General features: G+C 67.9%; 20 protein-coding genes. 8 read left to right on the top strand and 12 right to left on the bottom strand.

Annotated features, from left to right (window positions below):
* Nucleotides 1-3: 3 nt before the first annotated feature.
* Complete coding sequence (locus tag HNP51_RS04190) at nucleotides 4-957, top strand: alpha/beta fold hydrolase (protein ID WP_184267365.1); 954 nt, start codon at nucleotides 4-6, stop codon at nucleotides 955-957.
* Nucleotides 958-1,102: 145 nt separating this feature from the next.
* Nucleotides 1,103-3,181, top strand: coding sequence for a transglycosylase domain-containing protein (locus HNP51_RS04185; protein ID WP_184267363.1), 2,079 nt, complete (start codon nucleotides 1,103-1,105; stop codon nucleotides 3,179-3,181).
* Between the two features lie 209 nt (nucleotides 3,182-3,390).
* Here HNP51_RS04185 and HNP51_RS04180 read toward each other — a convergent pair whose 3' ends face one another.
* The 3 genes from HNP51_RS04180 to HNP51_RS04170 all read right to left on the bottom strand — a co-directional run bounded on the left by HNP51_RS04180 (nucleotide 3,391) and on the right by HNP51_RS04170 (nucleotide 6,071).
* Entirely contained in the window at nucleotides 3,391-4,104 is a 714-nt protein-coding gene (locus tag HNP51_RS04180) for a M48 family metallopeptidase (protein ID WP_184267361.1), read from the bottom strand.
* Nucleotides 4,070-5,350: a polyhydroxyalkanoate depolymerase gene (locus HNP51_RS04175; RefSeq protein ID WP_184267586.1), complete on the bottom strand. Its 1,281-nt coding sequence runs from the start codon at nucleotides 5,348-5,350 to the stop codon at nucleotides 4,070-4,072. Before HNP51_RS04175 ends, HNP51_RS04180 begins: the two co-directional genes overlap by 35 nt.
* A gap of 97 nt (nucleotides 5,351-5,447) precedes the next feature.
* Entirely contained in the window at nucleotides 5,448-6,071 is a 624-nt protein-coding gene (locus HNP51_RS04170; RefSeq protein WP_184267359.1) for an SCO family protein, read from the bottom strand.
* 64 nt (nucleotides 6,072-6,135) lie between these two features.
* Between HNP51_RS04170 and HNP51_RS04165 the strand changes: the two genes are divergently transcribed.
* Nucleotides 6,136-7,638: an ActS/PrrB/RegB family redox-sensitive histidine kinase gene (locus HNP51_RS04165; RefSeq protein WP_311769899.1), complete on the top strand. Its 1,503-nt coding sequence runs from the start codon at nucleotides 6,136-6,138 to the stop codon at nucleotides 7,636-7,638.
* 69 nt (nucleotides 7,639-7,707) lie between these two features.
* Complete coding sequence (locus tag HNP51_RS04160; protein WP_184267357.1) at nucleotides 7,708-8,262, top strand: ActR/PrrA/RegA family redox response regulator transcription factor; 555 nt, start codon at nucleotides 7,708-7,710, stop codon at nucleotides 8,260-8,262.
* A 66-nt stretch (nucleotides 8,263-8,328) separates the two neighbouring features.
* Here HNP51_RS04160 and mmcB read toward each other — a convergent pair whose 3' ends face one another.
* The 4 genes from mmcB to thpR all read right to left on the bottom strand — a co-directional run bounded on the left by mmcB (nucleotide 8,329) and on the right by thpR (nucleotide 10,515).
* A complete protein-coding gene (mmcB, locus tag HNP51_RS04155; RefSeq protein ID WP_184267355.1) occupies nucleotides 8,329-8,775 on the bottom strand; it encodes a DNA repair putative endonuclease MmcB in 447 nt (148 codons plus the stop codon).
* 43 nt (nucleotides 8,776-8,818) lie between these two features.
* On the bottom strand, nucleotides 8,819-9,349 hold the full coding sequence (locus tag HNP51_RS04150; protein ID WP_184267353.1) for a lipocalin family protein: 531 nt from the start codon (nucleotides 9,347-9,349) through the stop codon (nucleotides 8,819-8,821).
* Nucleotides 9,350-9,415: 66 nt separating this feature from the next.
* Nucleotides 9,416-9,979, bottom strand: coding sequence for a GNAT family N-acetyltransferase (locus tag HNP51_RS04145; protein ID WP_184267351.1), 564 nt, complete (start codon nucleotides 9,977-9,979; stop codon nucleotides 9,416-9,418).
* Nucleotides 9,976-10,515 carry an RNA 2',3'-cyclic phosphodiesterase gene (gene thpR, locus HNP51_RS04140; RefSeq protein ID WP_184267349.1) on the bottom strand — a complete coding sequence of 180 codons (540 nt, stop codon included), beginning with the start codon at nucleotides 10,513-10,515 and terminating at the stop codon, nucleotides 9,976-9,978. The genes HNP51_RS04145 and thpR overlap by 4 nt, the downstream gene beginning before the upstream one ends.
* 125 nt (nucleotides 10,516-10,640) lie before the next feature.
* Here thpR and HNP51_RS04135 point away from each other — a divergent pair, with 125 nt between their 5' ends.
* On the top strand, nucleotides 10,641-11,390 hold the full coding sequence (locus HNP51_RS04135) for a Bax inhibitor-1/YccA family protein (protein ID WP_184267347.1): 750 nt from the start codon (nucleotides 10,641-10,643) through the stop codon (nucleotides 11,388-11,390).
* A 276-nt stretch (nucleotides 11,391-11,666) separates the two neighbouring features.
* Here the strand turns inward: HNP51_RS04135 and HNP51_RS04130 are convergent, their stop codons facing one another.
* Nucleotides 11,667-12,005 (bottom strand): DUF2794 domain-containing protein, encoded by a 339-nt coding sequence (locus tag HNP51_RS04130; protein ID WP_184267345.1) that lies wholly within the window; start codon nucleotides 12,003-12,005, stop codon nucleotides 11,667-11,669.
* Between the two features lie 133 nt (nucleotides 12,006-12,138).
* Between HNP51_RS04130 and HNP51_RS04125 the strand changes: the two genes are divergently transcribed.
* The 3 genes from HNP51_RS04125 (at nucleotide 12,139) to HNP51_RS04115 (ending at nucleotide 14,475) form a co-directional block, all read left to right on the top strand.
* The gene (locus HNP51_RS04125; RefSeq protein ID WP_184267582.1) at nucleotides 12,139-12,936 is read left to right on the top strand and encodes an enoyl-ACP reductase; all 798 of its coding nucleotides are present in this window, start codon (nucleotides 12,139-12,141) and stop codon (nucleotides 12,934-12,936) included.
* Nucleotides 12,937-13,028: 92 nt separating this feature from the next.
* Nucleotides 13,029-14,201 carry a benzoate/H(+) symporter BenE family transporter gene (locus tag HNP51_RS04120; RefSeq protein WP_184267343.1) on the top strand — a complete coding sequence of 391 codons (1,173 nt, stop codon included), beginning with the start codon at nucleotides 13,029-13,031 and terminating at the stop codon, nucleotides 14,199-14,201.
* A gap of 100 nt (nucleotides 14,202-14,301) precedes the next feature.
* Nucleotides 14,302-14,475 (top strand): DUF1508 domain-containing protein, encoded by a 174-nt coding sequence (locus HNP51_RS04115; protein WP_082891494.1) that lies wholly within the window; start codon nucleotides 14,302-14,304, stop codon nucleotides 14,473-14,475.
* A gap of 45 nt (nucleotides 14,476-14,520) precedes the next feature.
* Here HNP51_RS04115 and HNP51_RS04110 read toward each other — a convergent pair whose 3' ends face one another.
* From HNP51_RS04110 to ffh, 4 genes are all read right to left on the bottom strand, one after another.
* A complete protein-coding gene (locus HNP51_RS04110; protein WP_184267341.1) occupies nucleotides 14,521-15,225 on the bottom strand; it encodes a glutathione S-transferase N-terminal domain-containing protein in 705 nt (234 codons plus the stop codon).
* 81 nt (nucleotides 15,226-15,306) lie between these two features.
* On the bottom strand, nucleotides 15,307-15,840 hold the full coding sequence (rimM, locus tag HNP51_RS04105) for a ribosome maturation factor RimM (protein ID WP_409360100.1): 534 nt from the start codon (nucleotides 15,838-15,840) through the stop codon (nucleotides 15,307-15,309).
* A gap of 105 nt (nucleotides 15,841-15,945) precedes the next feature.
* Nucleotides 15,946-16,506 carry a 30S ribosomal protein S16 gene (gene rpsP / locus HNP51_RS04100; protein ID WP_184267337.1) on the bottom strand — a complete coding sequence of 187 codons (561 nt, stop codon included), beginning with the start codon at nucleotides 16,504-16,506 and terminating at the stop codon, nucleotides 15,946-15,948.
* A 27-nt stretch (nucleotides 16,507-16,533) separates the two neighbouring features.
* Nucleotides 16,534-18,084 carry a signal recognition particle protein gene (gene ffh / locus HNP51_RS04095; RefSeq protein WP_184267335.1) on the bottom strand — a complete coding sequence of 517 codons (1,551 nt, stop codon included), beginning with the start codon at nucleotides 18,082-18,084 and terminating at the stop codon, nucleotides 16,534-16,536.
* Nucleotides 18,085-18,271: the final 187 nt, after the last annotated feature.

The raw sequence follows: 18,271 nt of genomic DNA, 5'->3' as shown, positions 1-18,271 counted from the left end.
GCCATGATCCGCACCGCCTCCATTTTTGCTTTCGGGGCCGCCGCCGTACTGCTGGCGGGGGCCATGCCCGCCCTGGCCCAGGACGGCCACACAAACCATGCCGAGGGCCACGCCGCTCACGGCCACGCCCACGCCGACTTCGCCTCGGACCGCCTGCATGTGCGCGTCGATGGGCCGGAAGGCGCGCCCGACCTGATCCTGATCCCCGGCCTGTCGTCCTCGCCCGAGATCTGGCAGGGCGTGGTCGATCATCTGGGGGACCGCTACCGCATCCACCGCATCCATGTTCAGGGCTTCGCCGGCGCCCCGGCCAAGGGCAACGCCAGCGGCCCCGTCGCCGCCCCGGTGGCTGAGGAGATCGCCCGCTACATCCGCGAACAGGGCCTGCAAAAGCCCGCCGTCGTCGGTCATTCGATGGGCGGCACCATGGGCATGATGCTGGCCGCGCGGCACCCCGACCTGGTCGGCAAGCTGATGGTGGTGGACATGATGCCCTTCATGGGCGCCATGTTCGGACCGCCCGGAACCACGGCGGAAAGCGTCGTCCCTGTCGCCGACCAGGTCTTCACCGCCCAGTCCACCGCGCCACGCGACCAGTACCTGACCCAGGCCAAGGCCGCTGTCACCGCCATGATCAAGACCGAGGCCGCCCGCTCCGGCCCGCTGCAGGACACCGAAAACAGCGACCAGCAGGTCTCGGCCGCCGCCTTCCGCGAACTGATCGTCACCGATCTGCGCCCGGAACTGGGCAAGATCACCGCCCCGACCGAAGTCCTCTATGTGAAGTTCAACGACCCGCGCATGACCGACGCCATCACCGACGCCATCTATCAGATGTCGTTTTCGACCCTGCCGGACGCGAAGCTGAAGCGCATCGATGACAGCGCCCACTTCATCATGCTGGACCAGCCCCAGGCGTTTTACGGTGATCTCGACGCCTTTCTTTCGGCGAAATAAGTCCTCACGCTCCTGTGATTAGAGAAGACGGCGTTTTCTGCGACGGCGCGACCCGGCATCTTGCTTGCGCGAATATCTGAGTTTGGGCGCTGTCGCGTCCTGACCGATTTCGCTCTAGGGTCACGCCGCTGCAAAAGGGACTTTCATGGCGCGTAAAGACGGCGGACCGGACCGCAATGAGCAGGGCGGCGGCAAGAAGCCGCGTCGCTCCTTCCTCGGCAACCTCCTCTACTGGGGCGCGGTGCTGGCCGTCTGGGGCCTGATCTTCGCCGTCGTCTTCTTCGCCGTCTTCGCGCGCGACCTGCCGGACACCTCGACCCTCTATGACGTCGAGCGTCAGCCCTCGATCACCTATCTGGACCGCTCCGGCGCCCTGATCGCCGTGCGCGGCACCCAGATGGCCCCGCCGGTCGATCTGGACGCCCTGCCCGACTATGTCCCCGCGGCCTTCATCGCCATCGAGGACCGGCGCTTCTATCACCACCCCGGTTTCGACCCCATCGGCATGACCCGGGCCATGGCCCTGAACCTCAAGGCCGGGCGCGTGGTCCAGGGCGGGTCGACCATCACCCAGCAACTGGCCAAGAACCTCTTCCTGACGCCCGACCAGAACCTGAAGCGCAAGGTTCAGGAGCTGATGCTGGCCGTCTGGCTGGAGATGAAGTTCACCAAGAAGGAAATCCTCGCCCTCTATCTGAACCGGGTCTATTTCGGCGCCGGCGCCTATGGCATCGAGGCCGCCTCGCAGCGCTATTTCGACAAGAGCGCGGACAAGCTGACGGTGGGCGAATCCGCCCTTCTGGCCGGCCTGCTGAAGGCCCCGTCGCGCTATTCGCCGGTGTCTGAAAGCGAGCGCGCCGCCACCCGCGCCAATGTCGTCCTCAACGAAATGGTCGATGTCGGCGCCATCACCCCGGCCCAGCGCGACGCCGCCGTAGCCCAGCCCGTCCGCGTCTCGCGCACCCTGGCCAGCCAACACGCCCAGTACTTCATCGACTGGCTGGACAAGCAGATTCGCGGCCTGGTCGGCGAACCGACCGAGGACATGGTGGTCGAAACCACCCTGGACCTGACCCTGCAGACCGACGCCGAGCGCGCCGTGCGCCGCATCCTGGACCGCGACAAGGGTCGGGGCGTCGAGCAGGCGGCCCTGGTCGCCCTGGACGGCGAAGGCCGGGTCCGCGCCATGATCGGCGGCGGCTCCTATGCCGACAGCCAGTTCAACCGCGCCGTCGACGCCCGCCGTCAGGCCGGCTCGGCGTGGAAGCCCTTCGTCTATCTGGCGGCGGTCGAGGCCGGATACACCCCGACCACCCCCGTCGTGGACCAACCTGTGACCATCGGCGGCTGGTCGCCGCGCAACTATTCCGGCAACTTCTCGGGTCAGATGACCTTGGCTCAGGCCGTGGCCCAGTCGACCAACACCGTGGCCGCCTATGTCGCTGATCAGGTCGGCCGAGACGCCGTGGCCCGCGCCGCGCGTCGCCTCGGCATCACCAGCGAGATCGGCCTGCAACCGTCCATGGCCCTGGGCGCCGTCGAGGTCAGCCCTCTGGAGATGGCCCAGGCCTATGACGCCTTCGCCAACGGCGGCAAGCGGGTCGAGGCCTATGGCATCAGCCGCATCCGCACCCCCTCGGGTCGCGTCATCTATCAGCACGGCACGGGCGAGAACGGCCAGGCGATCAACAACCCGTCGCTCTATTACATGAACCAGATGCTGCGCGGCGTGATCACCTCGGGCAGCGGCCGTTCGGCGGCCATCGGCGGTCGCGACATCGCCGGCAAGACCGGCACCACCTCGGACTACAAGGACGCCTGGTTCGTCGGCTATACCGGCGGCTTCGTCGCCGCCGTCTGGGTCGGCAAGGACGACAACAAGGCCATGCGCGGCGTGACCGGCGGCTCCTCGCCCGCCGCCATCTGGCGCGGCTTCATGGAGGCCGCCCTGCCCAAGCTGGCGGTCCAGCCCATCCCCAACGGCCCGCCCCTGCCCGAGGGCTGGGTCGCGCCCGATCCGGTCGGCGACATGATGGGCCAGGTTCAGGACCCCTACGCCCAACCGCTGGAGAGGGAACCCGGCCCGGCCATCGTCGACGGCCAGCCGGTCCCGACGCCCGCGCCCCTGCCCAATGACCAGCCGGTCGTCCGCCCGACCTCGCCGCAGCCGTCCCCCAAGGACGCACCGCGCAGCGAGAAGAAGCCCGAGGCGGTGTTCTTCTAGGCCGAAGCGCCCACTTCTTTCGTCATCCTCCGGCGAGCGAAGCGAGACCGGGGGACCCAGCGGCGCCGAAGGCGATCTGGGCCGCAAGCGCGGCGCAGGATTTTGGCTGCCAAGCGCCACCCGTCGGGTCGCCCTCCGGGCGCCGCTGGGTCCCCCGGTCTGCGCGGCTGCGCCGCTTGCCGGAGGATGACGGAAGAGGAAGGGCCGCCCTATCGCCCCACGGCGTGCAGGGCTGCGCCGTGGTCGCGCAGCCATTGGCGGAACGGCCGATGGTCGCCTACCAGGCGGTGCACCACCGCCCAATAGGCCGAGCTGTGGTCGGCGTGGACCAGGTGGGCGACCTCGTGCGCGGCCAGATAGTCGGCCACCTCAGGCGGAGCCATGATCACCCGCCACGAATAGCGGATCGAGCGGTTGTGCGGGCTGCACGAACCCCAGCGCGAGCGGGTGTCGACGATCGCCACCCGGACCGGCTTCTGACCCAGCGTACTCAGATGAACCTCGGTGCGGGCGACCAGAAACTCGCGCGCCGCCCGCTTGAACCAGTTCTCGACCCGGCGTGAGAAGGCCTCGCCCTCGCCGCCCGAGCGGATCACCGGCCCGTCCGGCGTCTCGACCAGACGCGCCGCCCCGGCGCCTCCAACGGCTTCCAGTCGCACGCTGCGCCCGAGCCAGGACACCACCGCGCCGGGCTCCAGCGGCGAACCCGCGACCCGCGCGGCCAACCGGTCAGCGATCCAGCCAGACTTCGTCCGCGCAAAGGCCACCACCTCGGTCAACCGTCGCTCGGACGGCGCCACGGCCACGGCTTCGCCGGCGCGGGCGTCGATGCGGATCGACAGCCTTCGTGCGCGCGGGTTCACCGACAGGCGAAGGGCGCCCCCGCCCTCAAGCGGCAGCCGCTGGCCGTTCCGGTACTGCACTCAAGCTCTCGTTCTGGGCGATGAAGTCGCGCACCCGCGGATAGATCTCGTCGCGGAAGCGGCGCCCGTTGAAGACGCCGTAGTGACCCACCCCCGGCTGGACGTAGAGCAGGCGGCGGTCATCAGGGATGTTCGGCGTCAGGCCATGCGCGGCCTGGGTCTGACCCACGCCCGAGATATCGTCCTTCTCGCCCTCGACCGTGGCCAGGCCGATGTCGGTGATGGCGGACAGATCGACGCGCTTGCCCCTGTGCTCCAGCAGGCCGCGCGCCAGCAGATGCTGCTGGAAGACGATGTCGATGGTCTGGAGATAGAACTCCTCGGTCAGATCCAGCACCGACAGATACTCGTCATAGAACTGCTCGTGCTTTTCGACCCCGTCGCCGTCGCCGGTCACCAGGTCCTCGAAATAGCGGCGATGGGCGTCGACGTGCTTGTCCTCGTTCATCGACATGAAGCTGTAGAGCTGAACGAAGCCCGGATAGACCCGCCGCCCAAAGCCCGGATAGGGCCAGGGCACGGTGTGGATCATGTTCGACCTGAACCAGGCGAAGGGTTTGGCCTCAGCCAGCTGGTTCGTCACCGTCGGCGACAGGCGGGCGTCGATGGGCGAGCCCATGAAGGTCATGGAAGCGGGTCGGTTCGGGTCGTTCTCGGCCGCCATGACGGCGCAGGCCGCCAGCACCGGCGGTCCCGGCTGGCAGACGCCGACGACGTGGGCGCGCGGGCCGATGGCCGTCAGCATAGCCCGGACGTGATCGATGTAGTCGTAGAAGTCGAAGCGGCCTTCCAGCACCGGCACCTGACGGGCGTTCTCCCAGTCGGCGACATAGACGTCGTGGTCCTGCAGGAAGCCCTCGACCGTGCCGCGCAGCAGGGTGGCGTAGTGACCCGACAAGGGAGCGACGATGAGGACGGCGGGCGCCTCAAGCGCCTTGCCCGCTTTCTTCAGGTCGCCTGCGTCGCGCTTGAACCGGACCAGCCGACACCAGGGGGATGACCAGACGACCTGTTCGGTCGTACGCACGACATGGCCGTCGATGTCGATGGTCTCCAAGCCCCAGGCGGGCTTGCCGTAGCGCCGCGTCAGGCTCTCGAACACCTCGGCCGAGGCGTAGGCCGTGCGGCCTATGGCCGTGTCCGAGGCCGGATTGAAAGGCGACGTCCAGAACGACCGGGCCATCTGGGCCCCGATCCGAAACGGCGTCGCCGAATGATAGGCGAGCTCGTGAAAAGCGTAGAGCATGAAACCCCGACTGCGGCCCCCGCCGATGCGGCAGTGCAGCATATAACGCATCCCGGCGCAAAAAGGATTCCGCCGGTCTGCGATCAGGGAAAGGTGATCAGCCCCGCTCCATCGCCCGTTCGATCAGCTTGGCCGTCTTGTCCGGCCCCAGGTCATGGGCAACGGCGCTGCGGAACTGGCCGTCCGGCCCCATCAGATAGACGGTGAGGCTGTGGTTCATCGTATAGCCCTCGCCCTCGCCGACCTTCTGGTAGAAGGCGCGGTAGGCCTTGGCCACCTGGGCCGTCTGCTCCGGCGTGCCGGTCAGGCCGATAACGCCGTCCGGGAAACCGTCTGACGACAGATAGTCCTTCAGCAGCTTGGGCGTGTCGCGCTCTGGGTCGATGCTGACGAAGACGATCTGCAGGTCCTTGGCCTTGTCGCCCATGCGTTCCTGCACCGCGTTCAGGACACCCAGGGTCGTCGGGCAGTAGTCAGGGCAGTAGGTGAAGCCGAAGAAGACCAGGGTCCACTTGTCCTCCAGGATCGACTGATCGACGACCTGGCCATCCTGATTGGTCAGGGTGAAGGGACCGCCGACGGTCGGTTGGCCTGTGCCGGTCTCAGCGGCGATCTGAGCGGACTGCTCGCGTCCCTTGACCACGACCATGGTGATCAGGCCCAGGGCCAGGGCGATGACCGCACAGGCGGCGGCGAACAGAACGACGGGACGACGCGGCATCGACTTCTCCTCAAGGTCTGGCGACGGGTGTGCAGCCGCCAGCGTCGCGGTCTATAGAAGAGGCGTGAGCAGCACAGAAGCCCCCTCCCTGTCGCAGGCCGTGAAGGTCGCGGGCCATCCCGGCGCCATGGAGGCCCTGCGCGAGCGGCCCCGGCGCGGGCGCGGCCTGTCGCTGCGCACCCTGATCGTGCTGCGCTGGCTGGCCGTCTTCGGACAGACCTGCGCCATCCTGACCGCCTATTTCGCCCTGCACTTCCCGCTGCCGCTTTGGGAATGCCTGCTGACCATTGGCGCGGGGGTGGCGATGAACCTGGCCACCATGGCGCGCGCACGACGCGTCGACGGCAGCCTGCCCAACGGCCTGCAGACGGCGACGCAGTTGGGCTTCGACATCCTGCAACTGGCCACCCTGCTGGCCCTGACCGGGGGCCTCGACAACCCCTTCTGCCTGCTGCTGGTCGCGCCCGTGACCATCGCCGCCGCCTCCCTGCCCTCGCGTCAGGCCCTGGTGCTGGGGGTCATGGCCCTGATCGCCCTGGCGGTGCTCTTCTCCTGGTCCCTGCCCCTGCCCTGGCGGATGCATGAGCATCTGGTCCTGCCGCCCCTCTATCGCTTCGGCATGGGCCTGGCCCTGGCCACCGGCGTCCTGTTCACCTCGGGCTACGCCTGGAAGGTGGCCGCCGACGCCGAGAAGCTGGAGCTGGCCCTCGCCACCACCCAGGACGTGCTGCAACGTGAACAGAGGCTGGCGGCGCTGGGCGGTCTGGCCGCCGCCGCTGCGCATGAGCTGGGCACGCCGTTGGCGACCATCCAGGTCGTGGCCAAGGAGCTTCTGCGCGCCTCGCCGCCAGACAGTCCCGTGGCCGAGGACGCGGCCCTGATGCTGCAACAGGCCGAACGCTGCCGAGACATCCTGAAACAGCTGTCGGCCCAACCCGAGGAGGGTGACGCCCTCTACGCCGACATCGACCTCAAGGCCCTGCTGGAAGAGGTGGTCGAGCCGCACCGCGGCTTTGATCTGGACTTCCAGACCGCGATCAAGGCCCCGCCGGGCCAGCCCGTGCCGCGCGTTCACCGCCTGCCCGAGGTCATCCACGGCCTGTCGACCCTGATCGAGAACGCCGCCGACTTCGCCCACAGCCGGGTGCGTGTCACCGCCATCGTCGACGCCGGGTGGATCGAGATCGACATCGTCGACGACGGTCCCGGCTTCGCCTCCGAAATCCTGCCGCGCCTGGGCGAGCCCTATGTGACCAGCCGCCCCCAGACCAAGGCGCGTCGGGCCCTGGCGGCCCAGATCGCCGCCGCCTCGAACGCCCCGCGCAAGGGCCGCAAGGCCGCGCCGCCGCCGATCACCGCCCCCATCGCCCCCAGCCAGGGCGGCATGGGCCTGGGCTTCTTCATCGCCCGCACCCTGCTGGAGCGCAGCGGCGGCAAGGTCTCGGTCGGCGCCGGCGACGGCGAGAAGGGTCAACCCAGGGGCGCGCGCGTCACCATCCGCTGGCCGCGACAGGCCCTCGAAGTCGCCGATCCGGCGCTGGAGCCCCGCGTGGCGGATGGAACCTGATGTCGCAGTCAGGAGCTAAAACCTTGACCATGCGGCGCAGACGCACGACCTGAGCGTCAGGAGAACCGAATGTCCGAACTCGAAGCCCGTATCGCCACCCTCGCCGACAAGACCCTGCTGCTGCTGGACGACGACGCGGCGCTGCGCACCCGCCTCGGTCGGGCGCTGGAAGCCCGCGGCTTCGAGGTGACCCTGGCGGGTTCGGTGGCCGAGGCCGGCGACGCCCTGCGCGTCTCGGTCCCCGCCTTCGCCGTGCTGGACATGCGGCTGGAGGACGGCAACGGCCTGAAGGTGGTCGAGGCCATCCGCGAACGCCGCGAGGACGCCCGTATCGTCATGCTGACCGGCTACGGCGCCATCGCCACCGCCGTCGCAGCGGTCAAGGCCGGCGCCGTCGACTATATGCAAAAGCCCGCCGACGCCGACGACGTGGTCAAGGCCCTCCTCTCGGTCGGCGAAGCCCCCGAACCGCCGGAAAACCCGATGAGCGCCGACCGCGTGCGCTGGGAGCATATCCAGCGCGTCTATGAGCTGTGCGACCACAATGTCTCGGAAACCGCCCGCCGCCTGGGGATGCACCGCCGGACCCTGCAGCGGATTCTGGCCAAGCGCGCGCCGAAATAGGCGTCGCCTATTTGGTCCTTGAGGGGGCCTATCGCGCTTCGCGCTACTTGAGGCCCGTTGCGCCCCCTAGTCCCGCATCGTCCGCAGCGCGCCCAGCCGGGCGAAGGCCAGCGTCAGCGCCTTCCTCCGCGCGGGGGCCAGCGGCGTGACGGGCGGCTCGCGCACCACCGCCCCGCCGAAGCCGTCGGCGACGATCAGGCCCGGCGCTTCGGGCAGGACAGATTGAGGAAACTCCGGCGCCACGGCGAAGTAGAAGGCGTCGCAGAACGGCCCGTACTCCTGCCATTTGCGGTCCACGCGATAGTCGTCGATGCCAGACTTCACCTCGCAGATGACCACGTCGCCCTTCGGCCCCAAAGCCATGACGTCGGCGCGCCGCCCGTTGGGCAGACAGACCTCCAGCAGGGGCGCATAGCCCATGTCCAGCATCAGCCGCGCCGCCCCGCGCGTGACCGACAGTGTGGTCTCGGGGCGGCTGAAGACCAGTTCGAGGTGCAGAGCGGTGGCGGCCATACGCCTTTATGTTCCGCCTATGTTCCTACCGCAAGCGGCGCCGTCAGCGGCCAGTGTGAACCGGCTGGCCGCTGAAGCCCAACTCCCGCGCCCGTGCGATCAGCCGCGTCCGCGTGGCCTCGGACGGGCTCTGGCTGCGGTGCCAGATCCACCAGTTCGACTTGTTCGGCAGGCCCATGATGACCCAGCTGTAGTCGGGCGCATGGTCCCAGACCCAGTAGTTCTGACCCGCCAGACCGCCGAAACTGAGCAGGCCCGTCAGGGTGAAGCGGAACTTGGCGTTGGTCGAGGCGTCGGTGACGCGGGCGGCGGCGCGCAGGATTTCGATCTGTCCGCCCGGGCGTCGGGTGCAGGTCACGGCGATGGCGTAGCGCCCGGCCCGGTTCTGCGGCGTGAAGTCGATCTGGGCGCGGCTGCAATCCTTCTGAACATCATTGGGATTGCGCACGATCTCGAACCAGCGCCCGTCAAAGCGGTCCAGGTCCACCGCCTCGGCCTGGGCCAGGGCGGAGCCGGCGAACAGGCTGAGGCCGACGACCAGCGGCGCCAGGGGGCTCAAGCTGCGGTGTCTCATACGGCGTCCTCCGAAAGTCCCGACGAGGTCCTTACGCCCGACGCCGGGCTTCGGATGACCTGTCGGCTACAGACGCTCGCGGTTGACCCGCCATTGCTCGCGGGTCTGGCCCCACAGATTGACCGGATGGTGCTGGAACGGCGGAGGCATGGCGCCCAGCCCGCGATTGGTCGAGCCCAGCCGTTCGGCCACCTTTTCCGACGCCAGATTGTCCGGGTCGATGCAGTGGATCACGTCGGGCCAGTCCAGCACATCGAAGGCATAGTCCATGGTCGCCGCCGCAGCCTCGACCGCATAGCCCTTGCCCGTGGCGTCGCGGTGCAGGCTCCAGCCCACCTCGCGGCCCGGCCAGTCGTAAGGATGCAGCGGCCCGATGCGACCCATCCACTGCCCGGTCGCCTTCTCGATCAGCGAGAACATGCCCTCGCCGTGCAGGGCCCACATGCCGGCGACCGAGGCGATGCCGCGCCAGACCTCGTGCTTCGACTGCACCCCGCCGATGAAGCGGGTCGTCTCCGGGTCGCTCATGAAGTCGGCCCAACGTGGGAAGTCCTCCAGCGTCGGCGGACGCAGGAACAGGCGTTCCGTCTCCAGCGTCGGGCCAAGCGGGGAAGTCGGACGCTCGATCACAACAGATACTCCCGTTCCAAGGTATAGACGCTGCCGTCCCCGGTCAGGACGCTGGAATAGAGGCCGAAGCGGTCCACCCGGATCGGCGGCGACTTCAGCAGGTTGTGGCCGCTGATCCAGGCCCCCACGCGGTCCGGGTTCGCCTGGGGCTTCAGATAGGCCAGGGTCACGTGGGGCCGGTATTCGCGCTTCTCCGGCGGCACGCCCGCGCGCTCGCCCGCCGCGCGGCAGCGCCCGGCCAGGACGCTCAGCGGCTCCGACCGCTCCAGCCCGGCCCACAGGGTATGGGTGCGGTGGGCGTCGCCGAAGGCCCCGACGCCGTTCAGGGTGATTTCAAACGCCCCGCCGCCCTCGGCTCGGCTCAGTTCCGAGGCCAGATCGTCGGCCGTCCTTTCCGACGCCTCGCCATAGAAGGCCAGGGTGACGTGCAGCGCGTCCAGCGGTCGCCAGCGCGCGCCGGGCAGGCCGGACTGACGGCGCTGAAGCGTCTCGGCGACGTCTTCGGGAATGGCGATGGCGGTGAACAGGCGCAGCATGCGACCCTTGGTAGCGCCCGGAACGCCAGGCCGGAAGTCGGGTTTTCCTTGCAAGACGGGCCGTCCGTCACGATATTTCCCGTCAAGGTCGGCATTTGCCGTCCACTTAGGAGACTTCTTTCGCGATGAGCGACTTCAACAACGGTTATGCGCGCCCGCTTCCGCAGTCGGCGGACATGTCCGTCGACGCTGGTCTGCGCGCCTTCATGCTCGGCGTCTACAACAAGCTGGCCCTCGGCCTGGTGGTCGCCGGCGCCCTCGCCTACGTCACCGGCAATTTTGAGCCAGTGCAGCGCCTCCTCTATTTCCAGGCGGCCAACGGCCGCATCGGCCTGACCCTGCTGGGCATGATCATCCAGTTCTCGCCCCTGGTCATGCTGTTCGGTTCGATGTTCTTCATGAAGAACCCGACGGCCAAGGGCGTGAACATGCTCTACTGGGCCGTGGTTTCGACCATCGGCGCGGGCCTGGGCGTCCTGTTCCTGCGCTACACCGGTGGTTCGCTGGCCTCGACCTTCTTCGTCACGGCGGCGGCCTTCGGCGGTCTCAGCCTGGTCGGCTACACGACCAAGAAGGACCTGACGGCCATGGGCAGCTTCCTGATCATGGGCGTGATCGGCCTGGTCATCGCCTCGTTCGTCAACATCTTCATGCAGTCGGGCACGATGTACCTGATCATCTCGGGCCTCGGCGTGCTGATCTTCTCGGGTCTGATCGCCTATGACACCCAGCGCCTGAAGATGACCTACTACGCGCTCGGCGGTAATCAGGAAGCCATGGGCGTAGCCACGGGCTTCGGCGCCCTGAGCCTGTTCATCAACTTCGTGAACCTGTTCCAGTTCCTGCTGGCCTTCATGGGCGGCAGCCGGGAATAGAAGGCATCTAAGTGCGCTATGGCCGTGACACGGTCACGGCCGACTTGAGCGCGAACGGCCTCAAGTAGCCCGAAGCGCGATAGGCCACCAAGAATGAAGGCCCCGGCGGAAACGTCGGGGCCTTTTTCTTTGGGCCGACGCCACCACTATCCGTTCATCCCCGCGGAGGCGGGGACCTAGCGCTTTGGCTTCAAAGCGACTCCATTATGGGATGGGCTTCAGCTTGGCGTTCTTACTCGGTCCCCGCCTCCGCGGGGATGAGCGGGGGTGTAGGCCCTACTCCACCACCGTAAATTTGCGGCTGTCGAACACGCGCAGCACCTGGGCCAGGTCCCGGCCGCGTTTCAGCACATGGCCGCCCTCGCCGATCACCGCCCACTGGCCCTGTTTCAGCCGCAGGGCCGGGCGCTTCTCGATCCGGTAGAGCGGCGCGTCGCCCGAGCGGCGAAAGACGGCGAACTCGGCCACCTCCTTGTGACCGATCATGGCGTAGTCGCGCCATTCCCCGGCGGCGACCATCCGCCCATAGACCCGCAGCACCAGCCCCAGCTCCTGCCGATCAAAGAAGACCGGCCCGGCTTGCGAAGCGTCTGAACTGTGCGGATCAAGGCTCATCGTCTCTCAACTTAGGAGGCTCAGCGTCGAACGCCAGCGGCGCCGCGACTTGTCACCCGCGCGCCACGCGTCCAAAAGGCGGATCACGTTCAGATACGGAGACGAACCCATGGCGACGAGCGAAGGCTGGGATATGCCCACCGGCGACCTGATGAAGGGCAAGAAGGGCCTGATCATGGGGGTCGCGAACTCCAGTTCCATCGCCTGGGGCATCGCCTCGCAGCTGGCCGCCCAGGGCGCCGAGCTGGCCTTCACCTACCTGGGCGAAGGCCTTGAGCGCCGCGTGCGTCCTCTGGCCGAAAGCGTCGGCGCCAAGCTGCTGATCCAGGCCGACGTCACCGACGACGCCTCGATGGACAAGGCCTTCGAGGAGCTGGAAAAAGAGTTCGGCACGATCGACTTCGTCGTTCACTCGGTGGCCTTCGCCGACAAGGACGAGCTGAAGGGCTCCTTCGTCGACAACACGACCCGCGACAGCTTCCTGCTGGCCATGAACATCTCGGCCTTCAGCTTCGTCGATGTGGCCAAGCGCTCGGCCAGGCTGATGCCCAACGGCGGCTCGATGATCACCCTGACCTACCTGGGTTCGGAACGGGTCATCCCCAACTACAACACCATGGGCGTGGCCAAGGCCGCCCTGGAAGCCGCGACCCGCTACATCGCCCGCGACCTGGGTCCGAAGAACATCCGCGTCAACGCCATCTCGGCGGGCGCGATGCGCACCCTTAGCCTGGCCGGCATCTCGGGCGGGCGCGGTCTGCACTCCAAGTCGGCGCAGTTCTCGCTGATCAAGGAAGAGACCTCGATGGAAGGCGTCGCCGGCGCCGCCTTGTGGCTGTGCTCGGACCTGGGCCGCTCGACCACGGGCGAAGTCGTCCACGTCGACGCCGGCTTCCACGCCGTCGGCCTGCCGGACGACATGGAGGGCTGATCCTCTCCGGGTTCAGGATATGGAAGGGGCCGTCGGGAAACCGGCGGCCCTTTTTGCTTTCAGGGCGCCGCCGCCCGGCCTAGCTTGACCGCATGAGCCCGTCGCGCCTGCCTCCCCCCGCCAGCTTCTCCGCCGCCGCCGTGGCGACCGTCATCGGTTTCGGCGGCACCGTGGCGCTGATCGTTCAGGCGGGGCAGACGTTAGGGGCCTCGCCCGCCCAGATCATCTCCATGGTCACGGCGCTCTGCCTCGGCATCGGCCTGCCCGGCGCGGTGCTCAGCTGGCGGCTGAAGATGCCGGTCGTCCTGGCCTGGTCGACGCCCGGTGCGGCCCTGCTGGCGGCCTCGACGCTGGGACTGGGATGGAGCACCGCCATCGGCGCCTTCGTCCTCGCCGGGCTTCTGATGGTGCTGACGGGGCTGATCCCGGCCCTGGGGCGGCTGGCCGAGCGCATTCCGGCGGCTATCGCCTCGGCCATGCTGGCGGGGGTGCTGCTGCCCTTCTGCCTGAAGCTGTTCCTCGTCTTCCCCACCGACATGGCGCTGGCGGCGGGCCTGCTGGCGGTCTTTCTGGTCATGCGCCGCGTCGCCGCCGCCTGGGCCCTGCCTGCGGTTCTGGTCGCGGCCTTCGCCGTTCTGGCCCTGCGCGGTCAGGTCGGCCTGCCCGCCGGGACCGGCCTGTTCGGCGAGTTGTCGCCGGTCATGCCCGTCTTTGACTGGAAGGCGGCGATCAGCCTGGCCCTGCCCCTCTATCTGGTGACGCTGGCCTCGCAGAACCTGCCCGGTCTGGTGGTGCTGCGGGCCGCAGGCTACGCCCCGCCCGCCGGAAAGCTGATCTTCTGGGGCGGAATGACCAGCACCATCCTCGCCCCCTTCGGCGCCCACGGCGTCAATCTGGCGGCCATCACCGCCGCCCTCTGCACTGGCCCCGAGGCCCACCCCGATCAGGACCGGCGCTGGACCGTCGGCGTGATCTACGGCCTGATCTATCTGGTCGTCGCCCTGTTCGCCGCGCCGCTGGCGGGCCTGTTCATCGCCATGCCGACAGGGGCGCTGGCGGTCATCACCGGCCTGGCCCTGATCGCGCCGCTGACAGGGTCGCTGAGCGCCATGATGAGCGTGGCCGAGGATCGCGAGGCGGCGGTGCTGACCTTCGCCGCCACGGCGTCGGGCGTGGCCCTGTTCGGGGTCGGCTCGGCATTCTGGGGCCTGGCGATCGGGTTCCTGGCCCTGGCGGCGCGGCGCTGGATCAAGCCGCGCGCCTGATCCAGCCTGACCCCGTTTTACATTTCCCGCCCTTCCGTCCTCAGCGGGACTGTGAGAGCCTGACGCCCGGCCGACTGGCGGCCGTCTGAGCGAGGCGATCATGGCGCACAAGTTCGAAGTCTATCAGGACAAGGCCGGCGAGTTCCGCGTCCGGTTCAAGTACAACTCCGAAGTCATCTTCTCGACCGAGGGCTACTCCGACAAGTCGGGCGCCAAGCGCGCCATCGAGTCGATCAAGAAGCACGTCGGCGACGCCCCGACCGAAGAAGTCTGAGTTTCACGGGGGCGCGGCGCTTCCGCCCGCCCCCGCACCCCTCTCTTACGGCCGCGCCGGGATGTTCAGACCGCGCTGCACCGCCGGTCGCGCCAGCCCCCGCTCCAGCCAGGCGGCCACGCGCGGGAAGTCGGCGAAACCGACCAGATCGCCGGCCTCATAGAAGCCGATCAGGTTGCGCACCCAGCCCAGGCTGGCGATGTCGGCGATGGTGTAGTCATCGCCCATGATCCAGTCCCGGCCCTCTAGACGCCCTTCCAGCACCCCCAGCAGACGCCGCGACTCCGCGACGTAGCGGTCGCGCGGGCGTTTGTCCTCGAACTCCCGCCCGGCGAATTTGTGGAAGAAACCGACCTGGCCGAACATCGGGCCGATCGCCGCCATCTGGAAGAAGACCCACTGCAGGGTCTCATAGCGCGCCGCCGGATCGGCGGGCAGAAAGCGCCCCGTCTTCTCGGCCAGATAGACCAGGATGGCCCCGGACTCGAACAGGGCCAGCGGCTTCCCGCCGGGACCGTCTGGATCGATGATGGCCGGGATCTTGCCGTTGGGGTTCAGCGACAGATAGTCGGGCGTCCAGGTCTCGTTCTGGCCGATGTCCACCAGATGCGGCTCATAGGCCAGCCCCAGTTCCTCCAGCAGGATGGAGACCTTCACGCCATTGGGCGTCGGCAGGGAATAGAGCTGCAGCCGGTCGGGATGGAGCGGCGGATACTGGCGGGTGATCGGAAAGGCGGACAGGTCGGCCATGAGGCGCTCCGGGCGGGTTGAACCTTCCATGTTGGCAGCCTGACCGTCCACCGCAATAGCCACCGCGTCGGTGGCGGTCGATCAGGCCTCGTCGCGCTCGTCCACCTCGGTCGGGCGCACGATGCGCAGCCAGCCGTCCTTGAGGTGCAGCTCCGGCGCGGCCTCGCGGGTGAAGGGCAGATACCAGGTCGGCCCGCCCTCCCTCGGCGCGATCTCCAGCATGTCCGAGGCGCCGAAATTCTGCACCGACTTGACCGTGCCCACCGCCGTGTCGTCGAGGTCGCGAGCCTCCATCCCGACCAGATCGGTCAGGTAGAACTCGTCTTCCTCGGGCTCGGGCAGGCGGTCGCGCGGCACGAACAGCTTTTGCCCGCGTGCGGCGTCTGCCTGTTCCTTGGTGGCGATCTCCTTGACCCTGGCCACCACGCCCGCCTTGTCGGGACGCGCGGAGAGCAGGGTCAGGGCCTGCGTGCCGTCGGCCTTAAGCAGGGGCTGATAGGCCATCAGGGCCATGGGGTCGGCGGTGAAGGCGGTGATCCGCACCTCGCCCTTCACGCCAAAGGCGCCGCCGATCTGGGCGACGAGGATCATCTTGTTTTCGTCGCTCATCGACAGGCTCCGTTTCGTAGTTCCATGCGCCAGATAGCAGAAAAGCAGCGCCCGGGATCGGACGCTGCTTTCCATTTTCGCATCCCGGTCGGAACCGGGAAGCCGAAGGGCTTAGCCTTCAGCCTTTTCTTCGGTCGCTTCAGCAGCAGCTTCAGCCGGAGCTTCAGCGGCGGCTTCTTCAGCAGCGGCTTCAACCGGGGCTTCTTCGACAGCCGGAGCGTTCTTGGCGGCTTCGGCGGCGGCGGCGGCTTCTTCCTTGGCGCGAGCGGCGGCTTCAGCAGCCTCGACCTTGGCGGCGGCTTCAGCTTCCAGACGGTCGGCTTCGCGCTGGGCGCGCTCAGCGGCGCGTTCCTGGGCCTTCTTGCCCGGCGTGCCCTTGTTCGGGTTGTTCGACTGGGTCCACTTGACCTTGCCGACCAGAACTTCGTCTTGCGACTGGCTGATGAAGCGCGCGACGCGGTCGGTCGGTTGAGCGCCCTTGGCCAGCCATTCCGAGATGCGGTCGGCCTTCAGGACGACGCGCGGCGTGGCGCTGTCCTTGGACAGCATGGGGTTGTACGAACCCACGCGCTCCAGGAACTTGCCGTCGCGCGGGGCGTGCGAGTCAGCAACGACGATGTAGTAGTAGGGGCGCTTCTTGGCGCCGCCGCGGGCCAGACGAATCTTCAGCATTTTCAGTCTCTTTCTAGAAAGTCGAAATCAGTTCTTTTTCGGGAAGCCCGGCAGGCCCGGAAGGCCTCCCGGAAGTTGTCCGCCGCCCAGGCCCGCGAGGCGGTCCTGGATGGCTTTCATTTCGTCGGCGCTGGGTTCGGCCATCTTGCCGCCGCCCAGGGCCTTGAGGCGGGCCATGTCGGGACCGCCGCCCATGCCGGGAAGGCCGGGCATGCCGCCGCCGCCTCCGCCGAGACCGCCCATCATGGCGGCCATCTTCTGCAGGTTCTTGCCGCCGCCCTTGGACAGGGACTTGACCATGTCGGCCATCTGCCGGTGCTGTTTCAGCAGCCGGTTGATGTCCTGGACCTCGACGCCGGCGCCGGCGGCGACGCGCTTCTTGCGGCTGGCGTTCAGCAGGTCGGGCTTCTTGCGCTCGGCCTTGGTCATGGAGCTGATGATGGCTTCCTGACGGGCGATCATCTTGTCGTTGACGTTGCTGTCGGCCATCTGGGCCTTCAGCTTGGCCACGCCGGGCAGCATGCCCATGATGCCCTGAAGCCCGCCCATCTTCTTCATCTGCTGCAGTTGGGCGGCCAGATCGTCCAGATCAAACTGACCCTTGGCCAGCTTGCGGGCCATCTTCTCGGCCTTGGCCTGGTCCAGCTCGCCCGCGGCCTTTTCAACCAGGGCGACGATGTCGCCCTGACCCAGGATGCGGCCGGCGACGCGGCGGGCGTCGAAGACGTCGAGGGCGTCGACCTTTTCACCGGCGCCCAGATACTTGATCGGCAGGCCGGTGACGGCGCGCATCGACAGCATGGCGCCGCCGCGACCGTCGCCGTCGGCGCGGGTCAGCACCAGGCCGGTCAGCGGCAGGCGTTCGTGGAAGGCGGCGGCGGTGCGGACCGCGTCCTGACCCGTCAGGCTGTCGGCGACCAGCAGGGTCTCGACCGGATTGGCGACGTGGGCGACCTCGGCCACCTCGGCCATCAGGGCCTCGTCCAACGTGATGCGGCCGGCGGTGTCGAGGATCAGGACGTCGAAGCCCTGGAGCTTGGCCGATTGCAGCGCGCGCTTGGCGATCTCGACCGCCGACTGGCCCGCCACGATGGGCAGGGTCGCGACCTCGATCTGCTGACCCAGGGTCGCCAGCTGCTCCATGGCCGCCGGACGACGCGTGTCCAGCGAGGCCATCATGACCTTCTTCTTGTCGAACTTGGTCAGACGCAGGGCCAGCTTGGCCGAGGTCGTGGTCTTGCCCGAGCCCTGCAGGCCGGCCATCAGGATGACGGCGGGCGGCGTCGCATTGATGTTGATCGGGGTCGGCTCTTCGCCGCCCAGCATCTCGACCAGACCGTCATAGACGATCTTGACCACCTGATCGGCCGGCTTGACCGAACGGATGACCTCTTCGCCCGTCGCCTGTTCCTTGGCGCGGCTGATGAAGTCCTTGACCACCGGCAGGGCGACGTCGGCCTCGAGCAGGGCGACGCGGACTTCGCGCAGCGCTTCCTCGACATCCTTTTCGGACAGGGCGCCGCGGCCGGTGATCCGGTCGAATACGCCTGTCAGTCGCTCGTTCAGAGCCTCGAACATTCAAAACCTTTCATGCGCGAACCCTGACCTCCATAGAGAAACGGCCTCTGGCGACGATCACGTCGGCAGAGGGTCCTCGCCGGGCTCGTTCTTTCTTTTGGGGCTATCGGCCGGTCGGCCTACTTGAGCCCGAATGGGCTGTGCTCAAGTAGCGCTCAGCGCGGTAGCACGACCAAGAAAGCTGTCG

It is taken from the genome of Brevundimonas bullata (assembly GCF_014207965.1).
Classification (GTDB): domain Bacteria; phylum Pseudomonadota; class Alphaproteobacteria; order Caulobacterales; family Caulobacteraceae; genus Brevundimonas; species Brevundimonas bullata_A.
This window is presented reverse-complemented; position numbering and strand designations above follow the sequence as displayed.